The organism is Paenibacillus silagei, assembly GCF_017874735.1.
Classification (GTDB): domain Bacteria; phylum Bacillota; class Bacilli; order Paenibacillales; family Paenibacillaceae; genus Paenibacillus_AQ; species Paenibacillus_AQ silagei.
Genome location: NZ_JAGGLV010000022.1, coordinates 57551 through 78637 on the forward strand (window position 1 = coordinate 57551; position 21087 = coordinate 78637).

Below are 21087 nucleotides of genomic sequence, written 5' to 3' on the forward strand. Positions count from 1 at the left end.
GGTTACGAAGCCTCACTAGTTTAACACAGCCTTAACACTTTCAGTGAGCTGGGGACGGGAAAATACTTTTTAAACATTTTTGTTTATTTAATGTTGCATTATTGTTCCAGATGCGTTTTAATAATAGTATCTCAACGGATATATACCCAAACCAACATATAATCAGGAGGGATTTTTCCATGGCTTTTCAATTACCGGCACTTCCGTATCCGAACAACGCACTTGAACCACACATCGACGCATTGACGATGGAGATTCATCATGACAGGCACCATAACACTTATGTGACGAACCTGAACGCCGCACTGGAAAAGGCACCCGAACTGCAAAACAAAAGCATCGATGAGCTTCTGACCGACCTGAACGCTGTACCGGAAGCGATCCGCACAGCGGTCCGCAACAACGGCGGTGGACATGCCAACCACACCCTGTTCTGGGAAGTGATTGGACCGAATGGCGGCGGCGCACCAACCGGCGCACTGGCTGCTGCCATTGACAGCGAGCTGGGCGGCTTCGATAAATTCAAGGAAGACTTCGCGGCTGCAGCTACTACACGCTTCGGCAGCGGCTGGGCTTGGCTCGTGGTGAAGGACGGCAAGCTTGCCGTAACCAGCACACCGAACCAGGACAACCCGATCAGCGAAGGCGCAACTCCAATCCTCGGCCTCGATGTATGGGAGCATGCCTACTACCTGAACTACCAGAACAAACGTCCTGACTACATCAAGGCGTTCTGGAACGTAGTGAACTGGGAAGAAGTCGGCAAGCGTTACGAAAGCGCGAAATAAGCATCTGCCTTCAGCATGATGCTCTAAGCAAACAGGTTCACCTCTGCCGTAATGGCAAGGGTGAACCTGTTTTTATTTAAAATATAAGAATTTATATGTTCCACACGATAACTTATCCTTCTATTTCTCGCTGAAACGGTACCGTCCTTTAAAAGGACGGCAATGCCGTTTCCACTTGCCACGCTAAGCCAGGCTGAATTCACTGCCTGAACTTGGCGTTCAGAGCGTCGTACTCACGCCGGGTGACCGGAATTACCGTTCCATGGCGGGGGCTGGCCGGCAGCTCATAATCAGTGGATACCGTCCACTTACCCGAATCAAGATCTTCCGTCTCCAGCGGGATGTACCCTCTCCCTCCGAATTCATCCACAAACAGATACCACTTCTTCTCTGTATTGGATTTGAACAGGGTTGGCCCTTCAATGCCCTTTAGTCCGCCGACACTCCCGCTTAGCAGCTTCACCTCAGGCGCAAATATTGAATCCAGGGACTCCTGGAACACCATTTTGCCAAAAGGGGATTCCGGGCCTTGCTCGCGCTCATCCTTGGTGAATCGGTAAATCTTCCCGTTATATGCCGCCATAGTGGTATCAATGATCGAATACCCGTAGTCCATATAGACCTGCGGCTCTGTGAACGCGCGGAAATCGCGTGTCTTGCTGTACAGGATCGTCTGGTAGGCGTCCCCGGTGTGAGTAGAATCGGCGTACATCCGCGAGGCCCAGAATACGATATATTTCCCGCTCTCCTGGTCATAGATCACCTCAGGTGCCCAGGTATTCCCTGCTTCCTCCGGCGAGACCTTGGCTTCCCAAGGCTCCGACCAGTCCACGAGATTATCCGATTCCCACACGATGATCGACCGGCTGCCCTGTGTCTGGGCTGCGCCCCAATCCCAATTGCCGTTGATCTTCAGATCGGTGGCGATCAGATAGAACTGTCCACCTTCAGGTGAACGGATGATGAAGGGATCTCTGACCCCCTTGTTGCCTAAGCTGGACCTAAGCACGGGCTTCCCGCTATTCAGCTCCTTCCAATGCAGCGGGTCATTGCCTTCGCTGAGGGCGAAGTATACCTGCTCGCCGTCCCCGGTCCCTTCGCCTGTGAAATAGCTGAACAGATAGCCCGCATAGTCCACCGCCACCGGAATGTCCTGTGCAGCTTGAGTCCCGGTAACCTGAGTTCCGGCAACCTCACCCGGCTGGCTTGCCTCCTCCTCAAGCTCCGGCCCGCCTGCCACCAGGGTCACCACCGACTTGCCCGGAATCAAGGCCTGGAATACCTGCTCCCCATCTGCTGTCCCATCAGCAGCTACATCAACGGCCACATCCTCGCCGCGGGCCAGATCCAGCTGCGCATTGGTTACATAGGAACGCAAGGCCGAAGCCTTCAGCCCAAGCCCGCTCAGCGTGAGCTTCACCTGCTTCTCCTCCAGGCTGTCATTCACCAGCACCGCCGTCATGCTCTGCTCCTCCTCATGTACATAAGCCGAGCCGAGCAGCTCACTTCCGGCTTCCTGGCTCAGACCGGAGAGCGCAATCCGCACCGCTCCGGGGCGGATGAACTTGCTGTAGTTGCCGAGCGACCAGAGGATCTTCGAGGTCAGGATGTTCTGCTCGTCCCCTGGCTGAGTATAATCGGTGTACAGCAAACCGTCCTTGTAATCCACCTTGGACACTGCCGTCCACCATTGCCATGCGGCTGCATCTGCCTCGGTCAGATCGAAGTGAATGGTGCGCGCCACCTGCAGCGCGGGCTCCATCCCCAGATCCCGTCCAGGGCCATAGTCGCCCATAATGCAGTATTCGGTGACCCAATATTTGGCCTGCGGATCATATTGCTTCAGATTGCGCTCCAGCAGCCTTCTTAGCTTCACCAGCCGGTCGTCGCCAGAATGACTGTAGTCGGACCAGTAGGAATGCGAGGCGATCTTGTTGCCTACCGCTTCCTTCAGCACAGGGTCACCCAGCAGGTCCTTAATGTATTCCCGGTATTTTCCCAGCCCCAGGCTGTTAGCCCCGCTGGAATAGACGCCGCTGCCCGTGAATTCCCGGTAGTGTTCATCATCCAGCAGAGAGGTAATCTCCACCCCGTCCGGGGCACTGATCTGCGCTTCCAGCCCGCTGGCACGGAGCTGGGCATGCAGCTCCAGAATCACCCGCTTCAGATCGTCATTGTTGTACCGGCTGGCTTCCTGCTGCGCATGATTCCAGTCCCAGGTCGGCTCGTTAACGGGGCTGATATAATCGAACGCCAGCCCTTCCTGCTTGAAATGCTCCAGCACCTCAATCAGGAAGGAGGCGAAGGCCGCTTCAGAGCCTTCCTTCAAATTACTGGAGCCTACCTCCGGATCAGGCTGGGCATGGCCGTTGCGGGTCATCCAGACCGGCGGGCTGTTGACGAAGGCAATCAGGGATTCGACTCCGCGCTCCCTGGCCGCCCGCAGGAACCACTGCTGGCCTGCCTGCCTGCTCCAGTCGTACGGCCCTTCCTCCGTTATTTTGAAAGCTTCCGTTCTACGCCACGGATCTGGAATGATTGCCTGATCGGTCTCCGCCGAGCCTGCGCCTATATTGAAGCGCCAGGCCGACAGCCCGATCCCTCTGCTGCGTGAGAACAGCAAATCTGCCACCTTGTTCTTATTCTCTTCGGTCCACTCCTTCCCCAGGGGGTCCATGGACCAGGCGTCGGACGCGCCAAAGTTATCGATAGTCTGATAGCGGAGCTTGCCGTCTATCGTCACTGCCGCATCCGGCGGTTTCTGGTGCTGCACAGGGATTTCCTCCTCTTTCCTATTACTGAACAGAACTACAACAACAACAACACACACTAGAACAACGCCGGTAACCGCCATAGCTGCCAGCCACTTCATGCTCCTATCCTCCTCCTAACCGACCAGACCGGAACGCTCCACACTCTCTACGAAATGCCGCTGAACGAATACATAGAGAATAATTAGCGGCAGAATCGCCATCAGCACACTGGTATTCATCATCATGGACATGAAGAACGGGTCCTGAACGAGCGAATTCGCCGCCTGTCCGCCGCCTGTCATGTAGGTAGCAATGCCGTAGCCGGCCGATGACATCATCGATGACATGACCTTCGGTTCATTCAGATACATATTGGTGAAGAATGAGTCATTCCACTGCCACACGAAGGAGAACAGCATCACCGTTACCATAGACGGAATGGCATTGGGCAGAATCACCCGGGCGAAGGTGGTGAAATAGCCTGCTCCGTCCACATAGGCCGCTTCCTCAATCTCCCGTGGAATGCCCTTGAAGAACTGGCGGAAAATATAGACATACAGCCCTGTCTTAACGCCCATCCCGAGCATTGAAGAAATAATAAACGGCCAATACGTGTTAATGAGATTCGCCGGCTTCCCCGTGAACAGCTCAATCAGGCCGAACAGGTCAAAGTTCTTGAAGTGCAGGTACAGGGGGATCATGATTGTCTGGGAGGGGACAAGAATCGTAAAGATCACTGCCGCGAACAGCAGCCCGCTCCCCTTGAACTTAATCCGGGCAAAGCCGTAACCGGCCAGCACACAGATGATGGTCTGAAGCACCATAACCGCTGAGGACAACAGCATGGTATTCCGCAGTACTGCCGGATAGTTCATCGCCTTGAATACGAGCCTGAAGTTCTCCAGGGTGAACGCCTGCGGTACCCAGATCACGGTGGAATCATACAAATCGTCCATACTCTTGAACGCAATCGACAGCTTCAGCAGGATCGGATACAGAATGACGAACGATATGCCGAAGACCAGCACAAAACGGGCGATCACCCACAACCATTTTTTCGAAAATTCCACCCAATAGGCGGCCGAAGCCAGCCGGTTCAGCTGCTCTTTCTTAGAGCGGTGCGGCATTGCTGCGGTCTCTGTCTTCATGAATGCTCCTCCTTCCAAGCCGCTAGTCTTGATAAAAGACTTTACGTGAGATCAGCGCCGTCGTTACCCACAACAGCAGCGCGATGATAGCAAAATACATCCAGGACATGGCTGCGCTCAGCCCAAAATTGAAGCTCTTGAACGCTGTATCCACCACCATCCGGCTGGTCTGGTCGCTGATGAAGCTGTCGATGATGGTATAGACCAGATTCGTCAGGATCAGCGGGCCGATCATCGGAAACGTAATTTTCCAGAACGCCTCATAGCCTGTGGAGCCTTCAATCTTCGCCGCCTCATACAGGGAAGGGGAGATCGATTGCAGCCCCGCCAAAAAGATCAGAATCTGCACGCCCGATTGGCTGACAATCTCATAGATCCGGCTCACCGCTCCAGTCAGATACTGCACCACGGTGGGGCTCAGACCGGATTCGATCAGCAGCGTGGTCAGCTCCAGATTCTTGATCACCGACAGGCCTCCGCCCGTGGAATCACTGGCGCTGCGCACAACAGACTGCATCAGATCCCCGTTCTCAATGCTGGCAATAATGCCCGAGGCCAGAATGACCGGCAGGAAGAAGATGGCCCGGGCCAGCACCCTGCCATGGAACTTCTGATTGAGCAGCACGGCGAAAAACAGGCTGAAAATCAGAATAAGCGGGGTGTTCAGCACGATATTCATCACGGATTCCGTTAATGTCCGGACATAGGATTCATGGGAGAACAGCGCCTCCCGGAAGTTCGCGAGTCCGATATACTTCAGCGTGAAGCCTTCATCATTGACCTGCAGGTTACTGAGGCTGAACCGCAGGGAAGACAGCAGCGGCGTCAGGAACAGGAAGCAGAAGCCCGCGAACCAGGGAAGAATAAAGTACAGGCCGTAATATCTGTTTTTTTGCTCCAGGGACAGCTTCTTAAGCTTCATTATGGCTGCTCACCTCCTACCCGGTAATTCCGTCCGTCTATGGTTACTCCGCCCACAGTCACCGGTGCACGGTTATAATTCACTATAATTGCGGTACCCGCTTCATAGGTCGTCTGATAGACACCGGCCGCAAGCTTCTTATGCTCCTTGATCGTCTGGGACTGGACACTCTTCAGTACACTGCTCAATGCCTGATACTGCCCGGCTGCCTGATCAATCCAGCTGCGGTAATCCGCCGAGTAGAGCCGGTCGAATCCCGTCATTTTAATCGCGGAAGGATCTGCATAGAACCAGGTATAATAAGGTGCGCTCCCGGTCTCCAGCGCCTTCAGCAGGCTGAGTGATGCATCCTGATCGTCAGCCATATTCCAGGCGGTTCCGGCATATTGCAGATAGCCGTGGTACACCATCTGGAAGAAGGGGATGCTCTCATCCGTAATATTGAACCCGCTGCTCTGCATGGGCGCAGCCACTATATGACGGGCGAAGGGCGCCGCGTACGCATTGCCGCCTTCCACCATCAAGCGGGGCACCGAGCTGCTCATGCGCTCCAGCTGCTCCTTGACGATTCCCTCGGCCCGCTGGCGGTCCACCAGATCCTCCGCATTGAAATCGGAATTTAACCCGCTGCCGAGATCCCGCAGGGACAAGCCGTCCACTCCAAGCGCTGCATAATCCCCGAGGAAGCCGTCTACCACACCCGGCAGTACCCGGGGGCTGACGACATAACCGGAGGGCTGCTTCACATCCAGCTTCAGCATGGAGAAGTCGAAGGGGTACGTATGCGCCAGCTTGCCCGTAATCAGCCGGGAGGCCTGTGATTTGCGTAAGCCCTTGGCTTCCGGGAAGGTCTGCAGGAACGAAGCATCGGGATACAGTGTAATTCCCTTATCCTGTGCGTAAGACTGCAGCTCCTGAAGCCCTTTTGCCCCGCCAAGCTTGCTGTCCACCGATACGCCCTTCGGGTAATTATGGTTGATGCCGCCATTGAACCATCCGGTATACCGCAGTTGAATGTCCCCGATCCCCTTCTCCTGCATCTGCTCCAGAATGACCTCGGCCTCCTTGAAGGAAGTAAGCGGCTCATAAGCACTGTAAGGAATGCCCAGGAAGAATTTCTTCTTCGGAATGCCGCCGATCAATTCCAGGTAGAAGGGAACGTCCTCTGCATCTTCCAGCCTTGCCATCCCGGTATGTTCGATTAAGTACTCCCGGTATTGCGCGGCCATGCCTGAATAGCTGGCTTCTTCCTGATCAAGGAAGCTGTATGCTACAGTGATATCTCCGGGGAAAATACCTGCCTGAAATTGCTTCACCGTACTGGAGCGCCAGCCGTTGGTCAGCGTCACTTCCTCCAGACTGCCCAGCGTATAGCTGGAGAAGACATAGTTATACTGATTCAGCCGCCCGCTGACGTCTGCCTCCACGGCTGCAACCGCATCTCCGCTCTCGATCACCGCCAGGAAGCCGCGGTCCTGAACCTTCATGCCGAATACAGGCAGCCGTGCGGTCTCCTCCTTCTGCACTTGCCCCAGCTGGGTCAGCGCAGCATCCGGCCCGTACATCGCGGTACGGTAAGGGGTTGCATAGAGCTTGTTATTATTGAAGTGTATCAGCGACCCGGAGCCGTCAGGCACCAGGCTGTAGCCTTCATCCTTCGTCCCGCTCGCCCCAAAAAACGGAAGCAGCGACAAACTCTGAATATGCATATTATCCGGATAACGGACCTTATCGCCCGGGATGCTTACCCGCAGCAGCTTCCCGTCCAGCCGGTATTCCAGGGGAAGCGTCACCAGAGAGGCTCCGTCCTCCTCTTCACCGTAGGCCGCCTTATCGATGGCGATTTGCGCCTCATCATAGCCGATCTGCCCGAACAGGGAGGTCACCTTCTTCAGCCCCACTCCCTTGAAGGAGGTATCCCTTCTTTCATACCGCTTGTTCGGCTCATCGTACCTGAACCGCTTCTCAATCTCCTTCTTGTCACTGTCCTTCTCAAGGCGCCCGATGATCAGGGTACGGAAGCGTTCTTCACTGATGTATTTGGGAATGCCGTCGATATTGCTCTTGACCTCCCCCAGCGTGTACACGATATTCAGGCTGTCGCCCGATTCCTCGATGGTGAACTGGCTGCTCTGCACACTGTGGGTGTAGTTGTCGTAGTTCATCAGATTGCCCTTGCTGTCATAATAGGTCAGCTCCACCTGCACATTCAGCTTGGATTTGTTATATCCAGTGGCGACAGCATCCTGTTCGCGGTCCTGCGGGTTAGAATACCAGAGCGCTCCGCTCTTCTTATCCTTAACGGCGATCTCCGTGGTCATCTGATTCAGATACAGGGTCAGATATTCATTGTCCAGTGCCTCCTTCATGTCTGCGGATAGCTCCGGCGATTTCGGGGTCGGGGTGTCCTGCACGCTCTGCGCTGAGGATTGTATCGCTGCTTCGGATGGTCTCGCTGCTTCAGACTGTACCGCCGATTCAGCTTCAGGTGCGGATTCGGCCAAGTCCGCGTACGGCAGGACGGCTGCGCCGCTGAGCATAAGCACAATTGCAATGATGGTTAGCTTCTTCTTCAAAGCCTGGCTCCTCCTTTCTTATCCGCGAAGTGAAAGCTCCTGGTAGACGGTGTAGACAAAACTGACAATTTGCTGGATCAGATTGAAGAACAGCAGGCCCAGGAAGATGATAATGCCCACCACAGCCAGCGTCAGCAGCATGGTTGTAATCGTTTTGAGTACCGTGTACTGATGAACCGTCATGGTCCCGATGAACAAGAGCCACACGAACCACAGCGTGGCCAGAGCATCCAGCAAATGATAGAAGGAAGCCTCCCGCAGTGTAATCACGTTGCTGAGCAGGATATTGGGGATGTTGATCAGAATCAGCGGAAGCAGGGCGTAGCCTGTCGTAATGACGATCTCCGCGAACTTCCCCTCCCCGTCCATCAGCGTCGTCAGCGACCAGTTCGCCAGGCACCAGAGCAGGAACGGGAAAATAATATACTTGAGCTCATTGATGCTGTTCAGTTCAAGCGGGTGATTATAATTGACCACATAGCCCACATACTGGCGCTTCACGATCATGGTCAGGGTAAGGGCGAGAAGAATGCCCAGTGCCATACGCAGCTTGCCCTTATTCTCGTATTTCAGATCCCAGAATCCGTCGAAGGGGTGCATTGCTACATGCAATGAATATTTAATGTCCTTAAGAAACGGCATCCTGAACCCTCCCTTCCTTTCTCGGCCGCTTCACCAGGCGGACGATCACATAGCCGCCCAGCAGCATGGCTATCATTCCGGTCATATAGATGCTGAAGTGATCGCGCATATACTCCCTGCGGTATTTCCCCAGTGCCTTGGAGTAATATTCACGGTCATTGCCCAGCTTCAGAAAGGTCATAGCCTCCTTGTATTCGCCTTGGCGGAGCAGAGATTTGCCGATGCCAACATACGCCATCTCATAGTTGGCATCCAGCTTCAGCACCTCCCGCCACAGCTTCGCGGCTTCATCATGCTTGCCGGAGCTGTACAGGGTGTTGGCTTCATTCACCATGCTGCCGAACCGGGTCACCGTAAACTCGGTAATTCTCCCGAGATCACGGTCCAGCACATAAATCGCATTCTCATAGCTCTCCACCGCCGCCGGGTTCTTGAATGTGCCGAGCTGGCTGCCCAATTGGCCGATTACATATAGCAGCTTGCCGTCCTCATTGTAGGTGAAGATCCGCCCGCGCGTGGCGTCCAGTGCCCGGTAGACCCCGTTTCCGGTCACATCAATGTCAATGAAGGCGGAGCGGTCCTTACTCAGATCTCCGATCGGTGGAATCTCCCCGCCAACCCGCAGGACATCGATGCCGGAGGGATTCAGTCTTTTTATCGGAGAGAAGGTCTTCTTATCCACTGTAGTGGTATAGATGAAGCCATCTTCATCGACATCGGCATTATTGAATTCCAGCGGAATGAACTGCACCATCTTCTCGCGCTGCTCCTTGGTCGATACCGACTTCCAGAACAGATCCACAGGATCAAACTGCACCTTGTTCGTGCCCATGAAGCCTGTGAACTGCCCGTCGCTGTCGAACTCGATCAGCCCTTCATAGACCCCTCTGCCGACCACATAGATGCGGCCTGCCTTATCAACAATCACTTTCCGCGGAAAATACTCAAAACCCGCTCCGATCACATCCGCCTTCGGCGCTCCGATCTCCCGCACGAAGGTCCCTGTGCCGTCCAGCTCGACCAGCCGCCCATTCTCCGTATCCGCCACGTAGATCCGGCCGGCGTCCGTAACGAAGAGACCTTCCGGGTTATTGAAGCTGTCCTTCTTCTCCCCGTTCCGGAAGCCTTCGATGACACGGAGTGTGTTCCACTCCTTATCCAGCACCACAATCCTCCCGTTCCCGGAATCAAGCACATAGAGCATCCCTTCCGCTGAGACAAACAGGTCTCCCGGAGCGGTCCAGGCTCCCGTCCCTGCCTCCAGCCCGCTGATGGCCCTCGAAGGAAGATAAGCAATCGGCGACTGAACAGCGTCTCCCCAGTAGGAGTAGGTATATCCTTCATACGGCGCAGCCCGGGCCGGCCTAGGACACAGGCTCACAAGCAGCAGCACGGATACAAGCACCAGTATCGATGACTTTATTCTCAACCCCAACGCCTCCATCGCTTCAGTCCTTCATGCCGGACGAAGCCATCGTCTGAATCACATTGCTCTGTGACAGAATGAACGTCACAATCGGCACGGTCATCATAATCACCGCTACCGCGGCTCCGACTCCTGCACGGGCGATCCCGCCCTGAATAATCTGGCCCATCGCGTAATGCAGCGTCTTGAGCTGCTCGCTGTAGATGAAGCTGCCCCCGTCCGTGCCCCATAGCATCTGCATCATCAGAATGAGCAGCGTCAGCCAGGCCGGCTTCACCAGCGGCATGACAACCTGCCAGAAGATGCGGTATTCACTTGCCCCGTCTATCTTCGCCGCCTCCAGCAGCGCATCCGGGATCTGCTCCATAAACTGCTTCATGAGATAGAGTCCCAGCGGATAGGCAAAGGCAGGAACGATAACCGCCTGGTAGGAGTCCATCCAGCCCAGAGCGGACATAATCATATAGTTCGGTATCGCGGTGACATGCGGCGAGAACATCAGCGACAGGACAACCACGGTGAACAGCACCTTGGAGCCGCGGAATTTATGCTTCGCCAGCGGGTAAGCCGCCGCCGAGGCCAGCAGAATATGCCCGGCTGTACCGGCAGCGGTAATGAATACCGTGTTGAATATATATCTGGAGAACGGCACCCAGGAATTCTTCATCACCTGAAACAGATTGGCGAAGTTCTCAAGCGTGGCATTGCGTACAAACAGCGTAGGCGGGAAAATAAACAGCTCATCCAGCGGCTTGAACGCATTGTTAATGACATAAATTAACGGAACCGCCATGAATGATCCGAATCCGGCCAGGGCCAGGAACAGCAGGGCGTCGACCTGCCAGGAACGGTTTACTTTTTTGTTCAGACGTATCGCCAGCTTCATCCCGCTTATTCACCCACCCTCTTCAGCAGCTTTTGAACAATCAGATTGCTGCCCAGCATCATCACGAACAGCACGGTGGCAATCGCCGAGGCATAGCCCATCTCGAAGCGGATCGTACCGTAGTCCACCAGATGGGTTACAATCGTATGCGCCCCGTACTGCACACTCGGGAAGCCTGCCAGCGCCATAGCTACATCAGCAACTGCCAGCGACGCAGTGATCTGAATAACCGCGCCGAACATCAGCTGCGGGCGCATGGAAGGGAGCGTAATGAACCACAGCTCCTGCCAGCGGTTTTTGACACCGTCCACAGCCCCTGCTTCATACAGCGTCTTGTCAACGGTCTGCAGTCCGGCGATGAAGGCCAGGAAGCTGGTCCCGAGGCTTAGCCAGAGCTGTACCAGCATGATAATCCCCAGCATATACTTAGGGTCCTGCAGCCATTGGATCGGCTCATAAATTACGCCAAGCTGCATGAGAAGTCCGTTGATGATCCCGTAGGAGTCACTGGAGAAGATAATCTGCCAGATGAAGAATACATTCCCCGAGATCGACGGCGCAAAAAAGATCAGGGTCATAAACGCCCGCAGCTTGGGATTCAGCTCATTGATCAGCCAGGCAAACAGAAAACAGGCGATATAGCTGACCGGTCCGGTAACGACCGAGAAAATCAGTGTATTCTTGACCCCGATCAGGAACACATCATCGTTCCAGAGCAGCTTGGAATAATTCTCCCAGCCGATCCAGCGCGGCATCTCCAGCATATTGAAGTGCGTGAAGCTGAAGATGATCGAAATCGCCACCGGCAGTACGGTAAACAACAGAAACAGCACCATATATGGAGCCAGCAGGACGTACAGGTGCTTATCCCGCCGCACATCCTTGCCGAACAATGCCCAGTAATTACGCAGCCCGGAAGGGGACAGCCGGGGCTGAATCAAGGGTTCGGCCGTATTTTTCACTTTCTGCACAAGAGTCCCTCCCTATTCCCTTCGTTTCAAATCGAACTCTGCTCTCTTCTGATCAATCTCATAGTCGATCTCCTGCACATAATCGTACAGGGCATCAGCGGTGTTCGTTCCATTGTTGATGACCTCGCGCAGCGCATTGTCCAGATGGCGGCCTGTGAAGTAACCGCCCGGCACCTCAGGCACACCCTGCACCCATTGCCACTGCTCCTCCAGATGGCGGTAATCGCTTGTCGGCCACGGCAGCTCCTTAAGCGCTTCAACGTTGGCGGTCGGATACCGCGCAGCCGCACCCATGAGGCCCTCCATCTCCCGGCCGAAGCGGACCTGCGAATCCTTGTCTACCCACCACTTCATGAATTCCCAGGCAGCATCCTTGTTCCCCGCCTGCTTAAGCATCAGGGCGGCGGTGCCCCCGCTGGCAACATCCCTGCGGATACTGCCGTCCGGCTGCTTCGTGCCCGGAACCGGAATGAATTCCCACAGTCCCTTAATCTCCGGCGCAGATACGCTCAGATAGTTATAGAAGGTATAGTCCTGAATGCCGACCGGCATCTCGCCTGTGCGGAACCGCATCGGGAAGTCGAAGATCAGCGGCAGCTTGTAGCTGGTATAGAAATTGGTCCAGTTCTTGAAGGCAGCCAGCCCGGTCTCTGTATCGAGTCCGCTCTTCGCTCCGTTATTCAGATAAAATGATCCGCCCATCTGATAGAGCAGCATGGCATAGGCGCGGTTAACCTCCAGCACCGGCACGCCTGTCGTCTGCGCGAGCGGCAGCGCCATATCCATCCGGTGCTTCTGCAGCACCGGAATCATCGCGTAGACCTCATCCCAGGTCTGCGGCGGCTCAAGATTCAGCTCCTGAAGAATATCCTTCCGGTAGAACAGCATGTTGAAGATCTGCTGCTCCGGCAGGGCAAAGACCTGATTCTCGAACCGGTACGGCACGAGCGCACTGTCTCTGAACTGCTTCACCACATCCTCATAGCCGGGATACTTCGACAGATCCTCTGCCGCTTGGCGCATCCCGAAGTTCACCGGCATATCATTGCCGACCTGCATCGCCACATCCGGGCCTTCCCCGGCCAGCGAGGCGCGCAGCAGCACATTCGGACTCACCAGCTTCAGATTGACGCCAATGCCGGTGAGCGGGGTAAATGTATCATCAATCATTGCCTTCAGCACCTGCGCCTGGTCGCGGCCGGTTCCGATCCATACATCAATGTTCTCGCCGTTCTCCGTGGTATTGCCAATCGTGTTGTAATCCTCGAAGAACGAATGGGTGAAGGACGACACCTCATGCACAAGCTTCCTGAACCCGGAAGCATTCGCCTTCGGCAGCTTCACATCCGGCGAAGAGAGCAGCAGGTAATCAATCTCCAGCGGCTGCTCCCGTACCTCCAGAATCCAGGAGCCGACGCTGCCGACATTGATTTTGAACTGCGACAGCCGCTTCTGCACCGTTTCCGGCTTGTCGGCCATGTCCGCCAGCTGATAGGCAGTTTTATTCAAGGTTGCGGTTTTATCACTCTTTTCCCCTGTAAGCCGGACCAGTTCTTCCGATACGCCATATAGAATCTTGCTCTGCTCACGGAAGACCGCCGTCATATCCGGGATTTGCTCCTCCAGCTTATAATCGCGGTACGGATCAGGCACATTGCCTGTAATCATCAGGATTTTCCGGTACATCGCATTAATGTCCAGCACACTGGCCTCCACCTGGCGCAAGAGCGGTGCAATGGCCCCTAGGCTGACCTCCAGCTGTAATTCGTGTTTTCCTTTGCTTAAATAGAATAAATAGGGCTCCTCATCGTTCCCCAGCCGGTTCATCTGCCAATCCGAATCATAGTAGAACGGAACCTGCAGCATTTCCCGGAACGGAATCTCTCCGTCAATCCGCATAGAGCGTGTGGAATAGATCCCTCTTAGCAGCTCCTGCCGGCCTTTGATGGTGATGTTGTACAGACCGTCCTCCGGCGCTTCCACCTCCCAGGCGATCCATTGTCCTGGTACCCGCCAGTTGTTGCCGCCAATCGTGTTCATTCTGATCTTGGACACATCGTACGGCTCTGTTGAAGGGCTTGAGCGGTCTGTAATCGGATACAAGGTCGGGGAGGATTTGTAAGCAGCGTCTTCCCCCTGCACCTTAACCGAGTGGCCGCTGGTGGCCTTATACCCCTTAGCTTCGTAGCTCTGCTTCACCTCTGCGTAGGCAGCGGGTGCATCGTAGCTGTGCAGCTTAATATAGTCGATGACCATCGGCTCTCTGCTGGACACCATCGTCAAGGTGTGCCGCCCGGCCGACAGATAGAATTGGTACGGCTCCTCATAGTAGCCTTCCGTATCTCTCAGCAGGGTCTCCTGCCAGGCCGGGGCCTCAATCTGGCGCGGCCGGAGATCATTGTCCCGGTTATCCTGCTGGATCTCCGGGTTCTCATTGACCCAGATCCGCCCGAAGGACAGATTGCGGGCGCTGGTGAACGGCAGCTTGCCGTCGATCAACAGCTCACGTTCAATCGCCGAGCTTTTGCCCTTCACCGGATAATACCGGACAGAGATGTGATACAGCCCGGACTTCGGCACATCCAGCTGCCACTCTACCGAACCGCTCTCCTCCGTTCTGACGTATCTTCCCGTCTCCCCGCCAAGCTCCGTCAGCACCTCCGGGCTCATCCCCTCGGCCCCTGTATAATCGGCTCCCTTCAGCATGATTTCTTCGCGGGGCTGCTCCTCGCGCTCGTATTGCTGCAGATAATGCTCATAGCCGCCCTCAGGCAGCTGCCGCACCTCCTGCCCGTTCCCCGTCACACCTTGCGCCTGGGCAGCAGGCAGCTCTGCGCTTGCCGCTGGCAGCGCCATCATGGAGATCAGCATGACGGTTACAAGTGTCCGGTTCATCATCCGCCGGGATAATGATATTCTCACTCGGGTTCCCTCCTCTAGCAGACTTGCATATTAAGAGTGATACAGGTGGTGCAGAATAGAAGGATAAATAATTGTGTGAAACATATAAATCCTTATAATTCAAGCGCACACGGCTACGCCGCCCTATAAGGGCGGCTGCCGATTTTGCAGACAAACACAGCAGGTATTGCGCAAGACAAGCAGTTATTACCCTTGTTATGAGCTGTCCAGCTACCTATTTCTTCTCTTTATCCTGCTCACCGCTCAGTACTTTCTTGGCTGCGGCCTGCGCCGTTCCAATCACTTGGGCCACCCCGGTGGACGGTGTAATCTCGCCCTTCAGGAATTTCTCAGTCACCTTATCCAGCTGATCCTTGACGCCAAGACCGCCGTAACGTCCGCCGAAGACCCGCTCCACCTTATCTTCATCATTCATCGCATTGGCGATAGAGGCTTCATCCGGCAAAATATTCTCCATCGACAATCTGCGGTTCTCCTGCCAGCTGTCGAACGGCTGCAGATCCTCCCAGATCTTTACGATGGTATCCGCATCCTTAACCCCTTTGGGAATGGCATAGGCTGCTGTCTGGCCCAGCGGATCGTAGTACTTATCGGCCTGCGGGCCTTTTGGAATATAGACATATCCCCATTCATCCTTCATCTTGCCAAGAATACGCCCCTCGATTTCCCAGAGACCGCCCGGATACATAGCCACGGTGCCTTCTCCAAAATACTTAGCCGGGTCTTCCCAGTCATTGCCCTCGTTAGGCTTGAATACCTTATCCTGCGTGTACAGCTTATGAAGGAAGTTAAGCGCTTCCATGGATGCCGGTGAATCAAAGACCGCCTTCTGAGTAGCTTCATCGTAGATTTTGCCGCCGTTGCTGGCGATCAGCAGCTCCGAGATCACATAATGGGCTCCGGCCAGACCGTACTGGTCCATCTTCCCGTCCCCGTTCTTGTCAATCGTCAGCTTCTTCGCCGCATCAAGCATCGTATTCCAGTTCCAGTTATCCTCATCCATGAGCTGTTGCGGGTCCTTCAGGCCTGCTTCCTTGAAAATACGCTTGTTGTAGAACACGCCGCTGTCGTTCGGGCTATACCAGCTTTCCAGGCCATAGACCTTATCGCCGCCGAAGCGCATGGAATCAATCACACTCTGATCGATGAGTGAATCCTTCAGATAATCATCCAGCGGTGTCAGGAAGCCGCCATGCATCAGGCCCCAGATGAAGCCGTCAGGCAGCCGGACAATCTCGGCAAACGGATCGCTCGCCATAACGGAAGAGGACAGCTTCTCGGCGGTGGACCAATACTCTGTATTCAGGTATTTAATCTTGACGTTGTATTTCTCTTCCACTGCTTTGATCCGCTCGCGGGCAAGCTCATCTGCCTCTGAATCCCCGACAGGAGTGGCATCCCACCAGTGGGAGATGCGGATCTCCCGCCCGTTCAGATTAGCAGCCGGCTCCTTCGGCGCTTCCGTTGCCGCTGCTGGCGTTTCACTGGCTGCCGGAGCCTGAGTCGCCTCCGCCGCCGGTGTTGTTGCCGGTGCAGACGCGTTATTCCCTCCGCTGCAACCGGTTACAAGTGTAACTACGGCTGTCAGCAGCATGAACCACGCCGAGCTTTTCTTCTTCAACTGTTTCACTGTTCGCCACGCTCCCCTAATTTCAGTGATGTTAAGCTAATCCAAGATTAAACTGATTCAAGATTAAACTGATCCAAGATTAAACTGATCCAAGATTAAACTGATCCAAGATTAAACTGATCCAAGATTAAACTGATTCAAGCATGTCTGCGTCCGTCCCCCGCTCCCTTCCCGATGTCATATTTATATAGTGGCGTATGCCAGCATATAAGCCCTTAAGACTACCCTTGAGATGATGAAAAGAAAACTTGGAAATAAATGAACTTGGATACGGTTATTACCGCCCCCTAAGGGCGGTGCCGTATAAGCGAGAAAGATAAGGAGCATTGCATGGCCGAATCGTCCCTTTAAGGGCGGTGCTGCTCCAGAGGGAAGGATTAGGATTGTTGTACGGCCCCTGCCTTCCCCTTAAGAGCGATACTGCTTCAGAGGGAAGGATAAGGATTGTTGTACGGCCCCTGCCGTCCCATTAAGAGCGATACTGCTTCAGAGGGAAGGATCAGGAGCAACTGTGCACGGGCCATGCCGTCCCTCTGAGGTCGGCACCTCTCTCGCGGGAAATATCCGGATGAGTGGTGGGTTACGGCTGCGAATTCTTATACTTTTCAAATTATCAGTAAATTCGTAAAATCTCCTTGTCCCATATGTACCGCCAGAGTAACCGCTTACTCAAACTCTAAAAAATAATGAAATGGGTTTCATGAAATCCATTTCATTATAACTTCTGGTTATCCCCTGGTCAATCCTACTTTACACAAATTTCATGCTTCAATCCAAAAACTTTCCAGAATACAGGCCCCCTCGTGCTGACGCACTCCACATACGCCTGGAAAGTTCTTGACCGGCCCTGGATGAACATACTTGAATGCGTGCACAGCAGACTTGTCTGGTAAGCAGCTTCCGTTAGGCTACTATGCGTGCTAATGCGCGAGCTATTCTGCGGTATTTTTCGGACGGCCCGTGCTGTCGCGTACCACCAGCTTTGGCTGGAGCACCGTACGTTTCTTGGGATTCCTGCCGCTGATCAGCTCATGAAGCATCTCTACCGACAGCTCCCCCAGCTGGTTGGTGTTCTGCGACACCGTGGTCAGCTCCGGAATAACCGCTCTGGACAAGGGCGAATCGTCGAACCCGACGATCGACAGATCTTCCGGTATCTTCAGCCCATGCTGGGTGGCTGATTTCAACGCGCCAATGGCTGTAAAATCATTCACACACAGCACCGCTGTCGGCCGGTCCTCCTGCTCCAGCATCCGGTCCATCAGCGTCCGTCCGCCCTCGATCGAGAAGTCGTGGAACATGACCCAATCCTTGCGCAGCGTAAGCCCCCGCTCCTTCAGCTTCATCCTCACAGACTTCAGCTTCACCTGGGTCGTGGAGGTCTCCTCCATTCCCCCAAGGAATCCGATTCTCCGGTGTCCCAGGTCCAGCAGATGCTGGGTGGCCAGTGCCGCCCCTTCTTCTTCATCGGTGTAAATGCGGTGCAGGCCGCTCCGGGGCAGATTGCCGTTGACCAGCACGATCGGCACATGCTTCGACAGCTCCACGACCTCCTGGGACAACGCCGGCGGACACTGATTCAGGTTAATTCTGCCGCCCAGGAAAATAATCCCGTCCACTCTTTTCTCCCGAAGGATGCTAAGGTACTCCGACTCGCGGCTATGCTCCCCCGCCGTATCGCAGAGGAAGAAGGTATAATGCTTCTCTCTGGCTACATTCTCGGCTCCCCAGAAGACCTCCGGGAAAAAGGGGTTGGTGATGTCAGGCAAAATCATGGCGATCGTGCCAGTCTCCTTCTTAAGCAGACTGCGGGCCAGCGCGTTCGGCTGAAACTGATGCTTCTCAATCACAGCCATGATGATCTCCCGGGTGCTCTCCTTGACCGGAGCTGTATTGTTGAGGACACGGGAGACTGTGGCTACGGACACCTGGGCCTCCTTGGCGATATCATATATGGTAATCGTCTTCATCCTTTACCTCCTTGGTCTCGCGTTCCTGGCTTATAGCAACTTACATCCGGGGCGGATGGGTGCGGGGGGGGTGGGGTGGGGTGGGGTGGGGATTGGGGTGGAGCGGGAGTTGGCAGGGGGGGCAGGGCGTGGGTAGAGTTGGTAGGGCGCGAGGAGATGGGGTGGTGCTTAGTGGCCCTTTATTCGTGCCAGCCGCCAACTGCTCCTCACTTCACTCAACCACTAACTTTTGGCCAATTCAGGGGCATTTCTGCTCCTCATTTCGTTCGACCCGCCCACTTTCGGCCAATTCAGGGGTACTTGTGCTCCTCATTTTGCTCGACCCGCCCACTTTTGGCAATTCAGGGGTATTTGTGCTCCTCATTTTGCTCGACCCGCCCACTTTCGGCACATTTAATGGGATTTATCCCTCTGATTCCGGCGCGGTCAGTGGCGCACATATACTATACTTTCGGCTGTTGAGGTCAGGTAGTACTTAATTCCAGTTTGTCCACAACCGAAGCACCCTACATTTGCTCAACAGCACACGGAAGCGGCGGCACTCTATTGAGAAGGACGGCAGCCGTTGCAGCGTTGGTGAGAAGATGAGAGAAGCACCCCCGTCTAGCACCAAACATACTAATCTTTACACTGCAATCGGCAGCAGTGATGCTTGTCCGTTGGGTGATCTGTATGGCTCAGCAGGGATTAGCATAGCGGTAGCAGCTTGGAGCCTACGTCCCTTGCTCATCGAAATAGCTGTTCAGCAGCTTGAGGAACACATTCGGAAAGGCGTAATTTTTCATGTCCTCACGGTTGATCCAGCGCTGCGCTCCGCTGTCTGCTGCATCAGCTGCGGCATCCCCGCTGTCGAACAGCGCCAGCGGTGCGTCTTCCGCCGGCTGTGCCCCTAGCGCGCCATCCGCGCGCTCCGCTTGCGCCGCCCCGTACACGGCGCGGCTCTCCGCTGCCAGCGGCAGCGCCGCCTCTTCCCTGCAGCGGTACACCTGCAGGGTCCAAACAATATGGCTGAATGTATGCTCCGCAGCCATCCAGTGCCCCTCAGGCCGGGCGTGAATCCCGGCCTGGCTCATGGACCGGCGCAGCCGGTCCAGCGCTGCCGCTTCCGGCAGCAGCGCACCGCGCGCGCCGCCGGCCTCAGCAGGCGGCGCAGGCCAGTGCGGCAGCTCCCACATGCGGGCCAAAAGCCCGCTAGTCGGCCGCTGCCGGATCAGTACCCGGCCCGCGTGCTCGCCGCGGCCCTCCACTAAGGCAGCCATCCGCTCCTCCGGACGCGGCGGCTTCGCCTTGGTCTTGACGGGCAGCGAAGCCTCGCAGCCCGCCAGCCGCGCGGCGCAGTGCTCCATCACCGGGCACGGAAGGCAGCGCGGTGATTTCGGCGTGCAGATGAGCGCGCCAAGCTCCATCAGCGCCTGATTGAAGCTGCCCGCCTCCCCTTCGGGAATGAGTTCGGCGGCGAGCTTTTCCATTTTCACACGGGTCGGGCCTTTGGCAATGTCATCCTCAATCAGGAAATACCGGGATAAGACGCGCATCACATTGCCATCCACCGCCGGCTCCGGCCGGTTGAACGCGATGCTCAGAATAGCACCGGCTGTATACGGGCCTACGCCCTTGAGGCCGAATACGGCATCGCGGTCATCCGGCACCAGCCCCCCGTACAGCTCCTTGACCTGCTTCGCGGCATGCTGGAGATTCCGGGCACGCGAGTAGTAGCCAAGACCCTCCCAGCATTTCAGCACCTCTTCCTCCGGTGCATCTGCGAGCGCCTCCACGGTTGGAAACTGCTCAATAAAACGGTTGAAATAAGGAATTACCGTATCCACCCGGGTCTGCTGCAGCATAATCTCCGAGATCCAGATGTAATACGGATTGCGGTGGCGCCGCCACGGCAGGTCCCGCTTCTGGAGGTGGTACCATTCCAGCAGGAAACGGCTGAAGAATAACTTGGCTTCCTGCTGCGCTTCTATGTGCTTCTCATCTGTCGTCATCGTTATTCTCCTTGCCGTTCATAATTATATAGTTACAGGCTGTGGCCGGTCGTCCGCTCTACCACCGCGAAGGCCGAGGCCAGTCCGCGGCTGTGCGTAATGGTGAGATGAATGACATACTCCTGCTCCGGCAGCCCCAGCCGGGCCCAGGCCTCCGCCGACAGTATGGCTACTGGCTTGCCCAGCGCATCCGGCAGAATCTCAATGTCCTGAAAACCCACCATCTGACCGATTCCGCAGCCCAGCGCCTTCACAACCGCTTCCTTGGCCGAGAATCTCCCGGCGGTGAATTCCGCTGTCTTCGCGCCTTTGCCTGCGGCCAGCACCCGCTCCTGCCCGGTCAGAATTCTCCGTGCGAACCGGTCGCCCAGGCTGCCCTCTGCAATCCCGGCAACCCTGCCGATTTCCAGCACATCATGCCCGATTCCGTAAATCACACTCCCACACCTCTCCTGGCTCTGC

14 protein-coding genes are annotated in these 21087 nt (G+C 55.4%); 1 reads left to right on the forward strand and 13 read right to left on the reverse strand.

Annotated elements, in window-relative coordinates; translation table 11 throughout:
• Positions 1-179: 179 nt before the first annotated feature.
• Positions 180-788 carry a superoxide dismutase gene (locus tag J2Z70_RS25545; protein ID WP_036723775.1) on the forward strand — a complete coding sequence of 203 codons (609 nt, stop codon included), beginning with the start codon at positions 180-182 and terminating at the stop codon, positions 786-788.
• A 199-nt stretch (positions 789-987) separates the two neighbouring features.
• Here the strand turns inward: J2Z70_RS25545 and J2Z70_RS33470 are convergent, their stop codons facing one another.
• From J2Z70_RS33470 to acpS, 13 genes are all read right to left on the reverse strand, one after another.
• The gene (locus tag J2Z70_RS33470; RefSeq protein WP_245368514.1) at positions 988-3660 is read right to left on the reverse strand and encodes a glycoside hydrolase; all 2673 of its coding nucleotides are present in this window, start codon (positions 3658-3660) and stop codon (positions 988-990) included.
• A gap of 15 nt (positions 3661-3675) precedes the next feature.
• Positions 3676-4689, reverse strand: coding sequence for a carbohydrate ABC transporter permease (locus J2Z70_RS25560; RefSeq protein WP_209877852.1), 1014 nt, complete (start codon positions 4687-4689; stop codon positions 3676-3678).
• 22 nt (positions 4690-4711) lie between these two features.
• A complete protein-coding gene (locus tag J2Z70_RS25565; RefSeq protein ID WP_209877854.1) occupies positions 4712-5611 on the reverse strand; it encodes a carbohydrate ABC transporter permease in 900 nt (299 codons plus the stop codon).
• Positions 5611-8187, reverse strand: a complete 2577-nt coding sequence (locus tag J2Z70_RS25570; protein WP_209877856.1) for a DUF5696 domain-containing protein — start codon at positions 8185-8187, stop codon at positions 5611-5613. Before J2Z70_RS25570 ends, J2Z70_RS25565 begins: the two co-directional genes overlap by 1 nt.
• A gap of 18 nt (positions 8188-8205) precedes the next feature.
• On the reverse strand, positions 8206-8829 hold the full coding sequence (locus J2Z70_RS25575) for a Yip1 family protein (protein ID WP_209877858.1): 624 nt from the start codon (positions 8827-8829) through the stop codon (positions 8206-8208).
• Positions 8816-10258, reverse strand: coding sequence for a tetratricopeptide repeat protein (locus J2Z70_RS25580; protein WP_209877860.1), 1443 nt, complete (start codon positions 10256-10258; stop codon positions 8816-8818). The genes J2Z70_RS25575 and J2Z70_RS25580 overlap by 14 nt, the downstream gene beginning before the upstream one ends.
• A gap of 19 nt (positions 10259-10277) precedes the next feature.
• On the reverse strand, positions 10278-11141 hold the full coding sequence (locus J2Z70_RS25585) for a carbohydrate ABC transporter permease (RefSeq protein ID WP_209877862.1): 864 nt from the start codon (positions 11139-11141) through the stop codon (positions 10278-10280).
• Positions 11142-11146: 5 nt separating this feature from the next.
• On the reverse strand, positions 11147-12052 hold the full coding sequence (locus tag J2Z70_RS25590) for a carbohydrate ABC transporter permease (protein WP_425355130.1): 906 nt from the start codon (positions 12050-12052) through the stop codon (positions 11147-11149).
• A 72-nt stretch (positions 12053-12124) separates the two neighbouring features.
• The gene (locus tag J2Z70_RS25595; RefSeq protein ID WP_425355131.1) at positions 12125-14983 is read right to left on the reverse strand and encodes an extracellular solute-binding protein; all 2859 of its coding nucleotides are present in this window, start codon (positions 14981-14983) and stop codon (positions 12125-12127) included.
• A 265-nt stretch (positions 14984-15248) separates the two neighbouring features.
• The gene (locus tag J2Z70_RS25600) at positions 15249-16664 is read right to left on the reverse strand and encodes an extracellular solute-binding protein (protein WP_209877864.1); all 1416 of its coding nucleotides are present in this window, start codon (positions 16662-16664) and stop codon (positions 15249-15251) included.
• Between the two features lie 932 nt (positions 16665-17596).
• Complete coding sequence (locus tag J2Z70_RS25605) at positions 17597-18634, reverse strand: LacI family DNA-binding transcriptional regulator (protein ID WP_209877867.1); 1038 nt, start codon at positions 18632-18634, stop codon at positions 17597-17599.
• A gap of 713 nt (positions 18635-19347) precedes the next feature.
• Positions 19348-20625, reverse strand: a complete 1278-nt coding sequence (gene mutY / locus J2Z70_RS25610; protein ID WP_209877869.1) for an A/G-specific adenine glycosylase — start codon at positions 20623-20625, stop codon at positions 19348-19350.
• A 32-nt stretch (positions 20626-20657) separates the two neighbouring features.
• Positions 20658-21062 (reverse strand): holo-ACP synthase, encoded by a 405-nt coding sequence (gene acpS, locus J2Z70_RS25615; RefSeq protein WP_209877871.1) that lies wholly within the window; start codon positions 21060-21062, stop codon positions 20658-20660.
• Between the last annotated feature and the right edge of the window lie 25 nt (positions 21063-21087).